Source organism: Desulfosalsimonas sp. (assembly GCF_046483245.1).
Lineage (GTDB): Bacteria > Desulfobacterota > Desulfobacteria > Desulfobacterales > Desulfosalsimonadaceae > Desulfosalsimonas.
On sequence record NZ_JAWODO010000127.1, the window covers coordinates 1 to 9050 of the forward strand.

General features: G+C 54.7%; 8 protein-coding genes. 6 read left to right on the forward strand and 2 right to left on the reverse strand.

Translation table 11 applies throughout. The features are described 5' to 3' along the window. Positions 1-344 (reverse strand): Hsp20/alpha crystallin family protein (locus tag R6U41_RS11100; RefSeq protein WP_410269904.1); only part of this gene is annotated, 344 nt, incomplete at its 3' end. A 37-nt stretch (positions 345-381) separates the two neighbouring features. Then, the gene (locus tag R6U41_RS11105) at positions 382-837 is read right to left on the reverse strand and encodes an Hsp20/alpha crystallin family protein (protein ID WP_410269905.1); all 456 of its coding nucleotides are present in this window, start codon (positions 835-837) and stop codon (positions 382-384) included. 313 nt (positions 838-1150) lie between these two features. Here R6U41_RS11105 and R6U41_RS11110 point away from each other — a divergent pair, with 313 nt between their 5' ends. The 6 genes from R6U41_RS11110 to R6U41_RS11135 all read left to right on the forward strand — a co-directional run bounded on the left by R6U41_RS11110 (position 1151) and on the right by R6U41_RS11135 (position 8916). Then, positions 1151-2299 (forward strand): acyl-CoA dehydrogenase family protein, encoded by a 1149-nt coding sequence (locus R6U41_RS11110; RefSeq protein WP_410269906.1) that lies wholly within the window; start codon positions 1151-1153, stop codon positions 2297-2299. A gap of 52 nt (positions 2300-2351) precedes the next feature. After that, positions 2352-3137 (forward strand): enoyl-CoA hydratase-related protein, encoded by a 786-nt coding sequence (locus R6U41_RS11115; protein WP_410269907.1) that lies wholly within the window; start codon positions 2352-2354, stop codon positions 3135-3137. A gap of 12 nt (positions 3138-3149) precedes the next feature. After that, positions 3150-4751, forward strand: a complete 1602-nt coding sequence (locus R6U41_RS11120; RefSeq protein WP_410269908.1) for an acyl-CoA carboxylase subunit beta — start codon at positions 3150-3152, stop codon at positions 4749-4751. A gap of 46 nt (positions 4752-4797) precedes the next feature. After that, on the forward strand, positions 4798-5967 hold the full coding sequence (locus R6U41_RS11125) for a pyruvate carboxyltransferase (protein ID WP_410269909.1): 1170 nt from the start codon (positions 4798-4800) through the stop codon (positions 5965-5967). A gap of 219 nt (positions 5968-6186) precedes the next feature. Next, positions 6187-8142 carry an acetoacetate--CoA ligase gene (locus tag R6U41_RS11130; protein ID WP_410269910.1) on the forward strand — a complete coding sequence of 652 codons (1956 nt, stop codon included), beginning with the start codon at positions 6187-6189 and terminating at the stop codon, positions 8140-8142. A gap of 9 nt (positions 8143-8151) precedes the next feature. Further along, a complete protein-coding gene (locus R6U41_RS11135) occupies positions 8152-8916 on the forward strand; it encodes a DUF6125 family protein (RefSeq protein WP_410269911.1) in 765 nt (254 codons plus the stop codon). The last annotated feature ends 134 nt before the right edge of the window (positions 8917-9050 follow it).

The following is a 9050-nucleotide window of genomic DNA, read 5'->3' on the forward strand; positions in this document are numbered from 1 at the left end:
ACCCCGTCTTTTAGCTGGGCATCGATTTTTTCCTGGTCCACCAGCTCCGGCAGGGTGAACTGCCGGTAATACTGGCCTGTTTCATATTCCACCAGGATATCGGTTTCGTCCGCGTTTTCAAATGGCTTGATTTCTCCGGTCAGTGTCAGGGTGTTTTCCCGTACGTCAATATTGATATCATCAGTGGCCACCCCCGGCATGTCGGCCATAAGGGTGATGCCGTTTTCGTTTTCAAAAATATCCACTGCCGGGATAAAGACCGGGCCCGGGCGGGTCTGCTCGGCGCCTGCGACTTCCTGTTTTCCTTTAACCTGCATATCCCTGCTCTGTGCTTCATTTGTCATATCACATCCTCCTTTCGGAAAAGATCGGACGATTGTTTTATCCCTTGATCTGAATCTGTTTGGGCCTGGCTTTTTCAGATTTGGGAATGGTCAATGTCAGCACACCGTTGGTGAGCTGCGCTTCGATTTTCTCCCGATCGATGTCGCCCGGAAGACTCAATGCTCTGGAAAACCGGCCGGCTTCGCGTTCCCTTCGGTGGTATTGGGCATTGGGATCGGGTTCGATGGTGCGCTGCCCGGAAATGGTGATGTTTCTGCCGGTGGCCTGGATGTCGAGATCCTCTGCATTTACACCGGGCAACTCCGCGCGCAGGATATAGTTTTCTTTGGTCTCGGTGAGGTTGACCAGGGGAAATACGCCCGCCTGGGGAATCCGATAGCCGGCATCGGCCTGGCCCAGCACCTGGTCAAGATATCTGCGCACCCGGTCCATTTCCTCGAAGGGATTTCTCCAACCAAAATCCGGAAAATCAAGAAATCTTCTGGTGATCATGGCACTTCCCTCCTTTTTTTCATGCATGTTTTTTCAGGCAATAACCCAGCATCCCTGCTAAATGCAGGTATTTATCCATATATATCAGGATGTTGGCCTATAGCCGAATAATAATCACAAACTTTGCGGTGTCAAGACAGGCCAATGCATTTTTCTGTTATAGGAAGGAAAATCACTTTACAAAACTTAACGTTTACGTTACTTTTTAAAAACAGATTTTACTTTTATGATCATTGTATTGTTGCATCCGTTTCCCCGGCGCCCGGGTCCCGGGCGGGCGAGGCATCCTGCCACTGACATAAGGAGGTGAATCTTGGATTTCGATCTTACCACCGAACAGGAAATGATCCGCAAGGAAATCCGCAAATTTGCCGAAAAGCAGATCGGGCCGGTGGCTGCCGAACTCGATGACCAGGAAGCTTTTTCTTCGGAATTGACCCGCAAAATGGGCGATATCGGCCTGTTTGGAATGTTTGTTTCCGAAAAATTCGGCGGGCAGGAGCTTGATTACATCTCCTATATTATTGCAGTGGAGGAAATCGCCCGGGTGGACGGCTCTCAGGCCGCCACGGTGGCCGCCGGAAATTCCCTGGGCATCGGCCCCATCCATTATTTCGGCACCCCGGAGCAAAAAGGCAAATACCTTCCAAAGTTGTGCGCCGGCGAAGCCCTCTGGGGCTTCGGGCTTACCGAACCCACGGCCGGCTCCGATGCCGGCGGAACCCGGACCACTGCGGTGAAAGACGGCAATGAGTGGGTGATCAACGGATCCAAGATTTTTATTACAAACGCTGCCTGCGAAATGTCAATGGGGGTCACGGTCCAGGCCGTGACCGGCCAGCGCGATGACGGGCGCCCGGAATACACCTGTTTTCTCGTGGAGCACGGCACCCGGGGCTTTGTTGCCAAGCCCATGCATAAAAAAATGATGTGGCGGGCTTCCAATACGGCAGAGCTGTATTTTGATGACGTGCGCGTGCCTGCGCAAAACATCCTCGGCCGGCAGGGCGAGGGTTTTCATCAGATGTTAAACACCCTGGACGGCGGGCGGCTCTCCATTGCCGCCATGGGCCTTGGCGGAGCCCAGGGGGCATATGAGGCGGCCCTGAAATATGCAAAGCAGCGGGTCCAGTTCGGAAAACCCATTTCCCGGTTCCAGGCCATCGGGTTTAAACTGGCGGATTCAGCCATGGAAATCGAATGCGCCAGGAACCTTTTGTACAAGGCCTGCTGGCTGAGGGACAAGAACCGGCCGTTTCAGAAGGAGGCGGCCATGGCCAAGCTCTACTGTTCCGAACTCATGGGGCGCGTGGCTGATCATGCCGTGCAGATCCACGGCGGATACGGGCTGATGAAGGAATACAACGTGGAGCGCTTCTACAGGGACCAGAAGCTGCTGGATATCGGCGAGGGCACTTCCGAGGTGCAGCGCCTGGTGATTTCCAGAAACATCGGTTGCTGAAGACCCCGTTGCCGGGGCCTGTGTCCGGACACAAATACAGGAGGATCCAGTCATGGAAAATGAAAATGTCCTTGCAAAAGAAGACCGGGGCCAGGTTCGGATTCTGACCCTGAATCGTCCCGACATGATGAATGCGGTCAATTTTGCCATGCTCCGGGCCCTGAAGTCCGAAATCGAGGCCCTGCGCTTTGATCCGGATATCCGGGTCGTTATCATCACCGGTGCCGGAGAAAAAGCTTTCTGCGCGGGTGCGGATTTAAAGGAACGCGCCACCCTCACAGACATCCAGGTAAAGGAATTTATCTACACCATCCGCAACCTGCTAAGCGATATTGAATCGCTGAACAAGCCGGTGATCTCAGCGGTAAACGGCATCGCCCTGGGCGGGGGGACCGAGATTGCCCTGGCCAGCGATTTGCGCATTGCCTCCATGAACGCCTCCATGGGGCTGACCGAAACCCGGCTGGCCATCATTCCCGGCGGCGGCGGCACTCAGCGGCTGCCCCGGCTTGTGGGACGGGGCAAGGCAAAGGAACTGATTTTCACCGGCCGCCGGGTGAATGCCCAGGAGGCCCTGGATATCAGCATGGTCAACAGAATCTGCGAGCCGGAACTACTCATTGATGAGGCACTGAAAATGGCCGAGATGATTTGCGAAACCGGCCCCATTGCCATTGAACAGGCCAAGTTCGCCATTGATGCAGGCATGGAAACGGATCTGAAAACCGGCCTTGCCATTGAATCCAATGCCTACTGGATTACCATTCCCACCCAGGACCGCTTAGAGGGCCTGGCCGCATTCCGGGAAAAGCGCAAACCCGTGTACAAAGGCAAATAGGAGACCCATCCCATGACAGAAGCCATGACTGAAAACCGGCAGCACTGGTTAAACGAGGAGGCAAAGCTCGATGAACGCGTCAATGAGGCTTTGTGGCCCGGCGGGCAGGAGGCCGTGGACCGCTTGGCCAAGCAGGGCAAAAAACCCGTGCGCGAGCTCATTGATCAGTTGATCGACCCGGGCACCCAATTTTTTGAGCTCTCCCGCATTGCCGGATTCGGGATGAATTACCCGGGGGTCGAGGATGTGCCCTGCGCCGGGGTGGTTACGGGCCTTGGAAAAATCTACGGCAACTGGACCATGATCTTTGCCAACGACAGCCGGGTCAAGGCCGGGACCTATTTCCCCATAACCCTGAAAAAGCACATGCGCGCCCAGGCCATTGCGGAAAAAAACGGGCTCAACTGTGTCTATATCGCTGATTCCGGAGGGGCGTTTCTGCCCATGCAGGCCGATGTGTTCCCGGATGACCAGCATTTCGGCTCCATGTTTTACAACATGGCCCGGATGTCGGCCATGGGATTGAAACAGGTGACCCTGAGCACCGGCGGCAATACCGCGGGCGGGGCCTATATCGTGTTTATGGCCTGCGAGGCCGTGATGATCGACAAAATGTCCTATTCCTTTCTGGGCGGACCGCCCCTGGTGAAAATGGCCACCGGAGAGGAGATTTCCGCGGAAGACCTGGGCGGTGCAAGGGTTCACACCCATGTATCGGGCGGGGCGGATCATTTCTGCAAAAACCAGGACGAAGCCATTGAGAAGGTGCGGGAGGTTTTGTCCCTGGAGCCTTTGCAGACCTGTCATCTCCAGCGTTTTGAGGAAAGCCCGCCTTTATATCCCGTGGAGCGGATCTATGACATCCTGCCGGCCCTGGGCAGCCAGGCCATTGATACCCGGGCCGTGATCGAAACCATGGCCGACGACAGCCATTTTATTGAATACAAGGCCCATTACGCCCCTGGCCGGGGCGATAACATCCTTGCCGGCAAGGTCCGGATCAAGGGCTATCCCATGGGCGTGATCGCCTCCAATCGCATCGGAATCATATTCGAGGAAGCCGCCCGCAAGGCCGCGGAATGGATAGTGCGCTGCTCCCATGAAAAGATCCCCGTTTTGTTTGTCCAGGGCTCACCCGGCTACATGGTGGGATCTGATGCCGAGCACAACGGCATCGGAAAATACGGGGCCGACATGGTAAGGGCCGTGTCCTGCGCTCAGGTGCCCAGAATTCAGCTGGTCATCGGCCAGGACAACGGTGCGGCCAACTACGGCATGTGCGGAAGAGCGTACCGGCCCACGTTTCTGTTTAACACCATGCGGGGCAGGACTTCGGTGATGAGCGGGAGGAGCGCCGGCGGGGTGCTGCTTTCCATTGAGGACAGAAAGCGACAGGCCCAGGGCCGGCCCATGACCGACGAGGAGCGCGATGCATTTTACAAAAAAATGGTGGAAAAATACGACGGAGAGGCCCATCCGTTTTTCTGCGGGGCCCGGCTGTTAAACGACCGGACCCTGAAATTTACCGAAATCCGGGATTGGCTGGCCATGGCCGCAGAGGTCAGCACCCTGCAGCCCATTGGCGAGCCGGGTTTCGGCAATTTCCGCTTTTAAACACGCAACATTGAACATTGAACCTTGAACCAACACGGGGGGATTTATGACGGAATATGATTTCTGGAAAATTTTTCCGCGCATGCCCGAAAAAGTCACCATTGGCGATATTACGGTTCGCGACGGTTTTCAGCACCTGGAAAAGTTTATTTCCACCCGGGCCAAGATCTTTTACGCGGAAGAAATGATTTTTGCCGGCTGCCGCAACATCGAGGTCACCAACCTGGGAAACCCCTACCTGCTGCCCCAGTTCTCGGATGCAGAAGAGGTGCTGGGCTATCTTCGGGCAGAGCGGTTTAAAAAGCGCTGCGCCAAAAGGGGAGTCAACCCGGATGATGTCTGCATCACGGCTGTGACCATCCGGGAACCAGCGGTGGACCGGGCCATTGATCTAAAGCAGAAGGGTATCGGCCCGGACCGGGTGCTGATGATGGTTTCCACAGAAGAGGAGCATCATTTTGCCAATTCCGGCGTCACGCTTCCCATGTACTGGAAGGAGGCCGAGCGGTGCATCAAAAAATGCACGGATGCGGGAATCAAGATGTGCGGCACCGTGAGCACCATCTGGGGCAGCCCCATTGCCGGGGCCACGGAATTAAAGGATGCAGTGGAGTTTACCAAGCGATGGCTGGAAATCGGGGCCGCAGATATCGAGCATGCAGATCATGACGGAAGCGCTTCAGCCCCTGATGTATACCGCTATTTTTCCATGATCCTCGACGAAATACCGAACACGGATCTGCACCTCGCCCATTTCCATGAAACCAAGCGCGTTGCCGCAGCCTCCATTCTGGCGGCCCTGCAGGCGGGCATCACCCAGTTTGAAGCCACCCTTGGCGGCATGGGCGGCCAGCCGGCCAATTTTTTGGATGATTGCCCGGTGCCGGGAACCGGGGAATATTATTACGAGGACCCGCGCTATGTGGGATTAAACTGCCTGGAGGACATGCTGGTGCAGATCGATGAGATGGGCATTGCCCACGGATACGACGTGGACCGGGTGCTCTGGCTGGGCCGCCAAATGGAACGGACAGCGGGTCACAGGCTGCGCAGCGAGGCGGTGATCAACGGCCGCACATTAAAGGAGGGGCATATGAAGTTTGCCCGGCCGGGCTTAAAACAGCTTAAGCAAAAGCAGGGGGAAAACCCGGACCAGCTGTTGCCCGCAGAATGGGGAGATCAGGCCGTGCTGCCGGAAAAGCACAGGCCGGCTTAAACTGAGCGTTTCAAATTGTTAAAATTTTTATTTCTCTATTATTTTAAAGGCGTTAAGTTTGATAAGCCTGTAAAAATTCTTTTTTACAGACAGTGTTAAGTTTTAAATGATTAAGTGTTAAGTAAAATCAAGAAGTTATTTTTTTATTATTTGTCGGTTATAGAAACCATTAAGTTTGTTTTTACCTTCAAAAATTTGCCATTAAAAGGGGGGCCGAAGATGTCAAAACTACTTTGGCAGCCAACTGAACAACGAATCCGGCAGACCCGCATGTACCGGTTTATGACCTATGTCAACGAGCGGTACAACAAGGATTTTTCCTGTTATGACCATTTGTACCAGTGGTCTGTCACAGAGATTGCCGATTTCTGGGCAGCGGTCTGGGATTTCATGGAGATCCGGGCATCTGTGCCCTATGATCAGGTCATCGACGATGCGGCCAAAATGCCCGGGGCCAAATGGTTTGGCGGCGCCCGGCTCAATTTTGCGGAAAATCTGCTGCGATATCGCGATGACAAAACCGCCCTGGTTTTCCAGGGTGAAGACCGGGCCCCGGTGTACTGGAGCTATGCCCGGGTCTATGAAGAAGCCGCGCGCCTGGCCGCATCCATGAAGGAACTGGGCGTGGGTCCGGGCCACCGGGTGGCCGGGTATATGCCCAACATGGCTGAAACCGTCATTGCCATGCTGGCGGCCGTGAGCCTGGGGGCAACCTGGTCTTCGTGCTCTCCGGATTTTGGCATCAAGGGCGTGCTCGATCGGTTCGGCCAGATTGAGCCCACTGTGTTGTTTGCCGCTGACGGCTATTTTTTCAAGGGCAAGCGCATCGACACCATCTCCCGCCTGGAAGAAATTGCCAGGCAAATCCCGTCGGTCAAACGATTTGTGGTTGTGCCCTATACCATGGAAAACCCTGACATTTCGGGTATCAAAAACGCCGTGATGTATCCGGATTTTCGATTCGGCGGGCCGGCACCGGACATGGAATTTGCGCAATTGCCGACCGATCACCCTCTTTATATCATGTATTCTTCCGGCACCACCGGTCTTCCCAAGTGCATGGTCCAGGGGGCCGCGGGAATCCTGGTCAACCAGTTAAAGGAAATGGTGCTGCACACGGATGTGGGGCGAGGGGACACGGTTTTTTATTTCACCACCTGCGGGTGGATGATGTGGAACTGGCTTGTCAGTGCCCTGGCCACGGGCGCCACCATTGTGCTCTATGACGGCAATCCGTTTTACCCGGGTCCGGAAGCCTTGTGGAAAATGGCAGAAGATCAAAAAATCAGCGTTTTCGGAACCAGCGCCGGATATCTGGGGGCCTTGGAAAACTCCGGGCTGCGGCCGGGCGACCGGTTTGACCTGAGCCATTTGCGGGCGGTTTTGTCCACCGGCTCGCCCTTGTCCGAGGAAGGCTTTGAGTTTGTTTATGACGCCATCAAAAGTGATCTGCAGCTGGCCTCCATTTCAGGTGGTACGGATTTAAACGGCTGCTTTGCCCTGGGCAATCCCATGGGCCCGGTCTACGCCGGTGAATTGCAATGCCGGGGTCTTGGCATGAAAGTGGAAGCCTATGATGAACAGGGTCAGCCGGTTACGGGGCGGCAGGCAGAACTGGTGTGCACCGCGCCATTTCCGTCCATGCCCCTGTATTTCTGGAATGATCCGGACAACAAGAAATATTTGTCCGCCTATTTTGATGTCTATCCCGGGGTATGGCGGCACGGAGACTATATTGAGATCAACGAGCGCGGCGGAGTCAGGATTTACGGCCGGTCTGATGCCACATTAAACCCCGGCGGCGTACGCATTGGCACGGCTGAGATCTACCGCCGGGTCAATGATTTTGCCGAGGTCGAAGACAGCCTGGTGGTGGGCCAGAACTGGAAGGGCGACGAGCGGGTGGTGCTGTTTGTCAAACCGATCCAGGGCTGTACCGTGGATGAGGATCTGAAAGACCGGATTAAAAAGAGTCTGCGGCAGAATGCCTCGCCCCGCCACGTGCCGGCCAAAATTCTGGAAGTGCCGGATATTCCCTATACACTTAACATGAAAAAAGTGGAGCTGGCGGTTAAAAACATCATTGAAAACAAACCCGTGAGCAACCGGGACGCACTTTTAAACCCGGATGTACTCGATTTTTATGCCAACCTCAAGCAAGTATACGAGGAGTAGAAAATCACCATGACACAAAAAAATCAAACAGCGGCGTTTTCCTCCATTGAAGAGATGTCTGAATCCGATCTGGGCCGGTATATGGTCACCATGATGCACCGCATGGTCATGCACCACGTGCTTTGGTTCTCCGAGGTCAAGCACCAGATGGGCTTTGAACAGGCCATGGAAATGCTGAATCAGGCCTTTGAAACAAGTTTTCAGATTCAGCTCAAACGTCTTTCCAAGGTTCTGGATTTTGAAATCAGAGACGGCCTGCCTGCGCCTCTGCTCGATCTTTCAGCAGAAAAAAAGGCTGAATTCATTGGCGCGCTGTGCGCCAATTGGCTGGTCAATGACGGGGTCTGGTTTCAGACCGTGGAGCAGACGCACGGCATGAACGAAGCCAAGCGGTGCAATGACTCCTGCTGGACTCATTTTTCTCCGGTGGAAGCCGGCCTGATCCGCCGTTTTCTGGGGCTTTCAAAAAAACCCGGCCTGGAGGGACTCAAAAAGGCCCTTGGATTTCGCATGTATGCCAATATCAACACACAATCCATTATTGACGAAGGACCCAACAGTTTTGTGTTCCAGATGAATGAATGCCGGGTCCAGGTGGCCAGAAAGCGCAAGAACCTGGCCGATTATCCCTGCAAATCCGCCGGGTTGGTGGAATACAGCTATTTTGGCGCCGCCATTGATCCCCGCATCCGCACCGAGTGCATCGGATGTCCGCCTGACGAGCACCCCGAAGAATGGTATTGCGCCTGGCGCTTTTCCATGGCAGAAGAATAATGATCGATGCCCCTGCGGGCAAACAAGACATTTGAATGCAAGCGGAAAACGCGGCCCATGGAAAAGAAAAAGGAAATGGTGTTTATCACCGTTATCGGCGAGGACAAAAAAGGAATCGTGGCCACGGTGGCCAC

What these genes read in the sequence shown, in the direction of transcription:
- R6U41_RS11105 (WP_410269905.1), bottom strand. Translation starts at nt 837, where the DNA reads ATGATCACCAGAAGATTTCTTGATTTTCCGGATTTTGGTTGGAGAAAT.
- R6U41_RS11115 (WP_410269907.1), top strand. Translation starts at nt 2,352, where the DNA reads ATGGAAAATGAAAATGTCCTTGCAAAAGAAGACCGGGGCCAGGTTCGG.
- R6U41_RS11120 (WP_410269908.1), top strand. Translation starts at nt 3,150, where the DNA reads ATGACAGAAGCCATGACTGAAAACCGGCAGCACTGGTTAAACGAGGAG.
- R6U41_RS11125 (WP_410269909.1), top strand. Translation starts at nt 4,798, where the DNA reads ATGACGGAATATGATTTCTGGAAAATTTTTCCGCGCATGCCCGAAAAA.
- R6U41_RS11130 (WP_410269910.1), top strand. Translation starts at nt 6,187, where the DNA reads ATGTCAAAACTACTTTGGCAGCCAACTGAACAACGAATCCGGCAGACC.
- R6U41_RS11135 (WP_410269911.1), top strand. Translation starts at nt 8,152, where the DNA reads ATGACACAAAAAAATCAAACAGCGGCGTTTTCCTCCATTGAAGAGATG.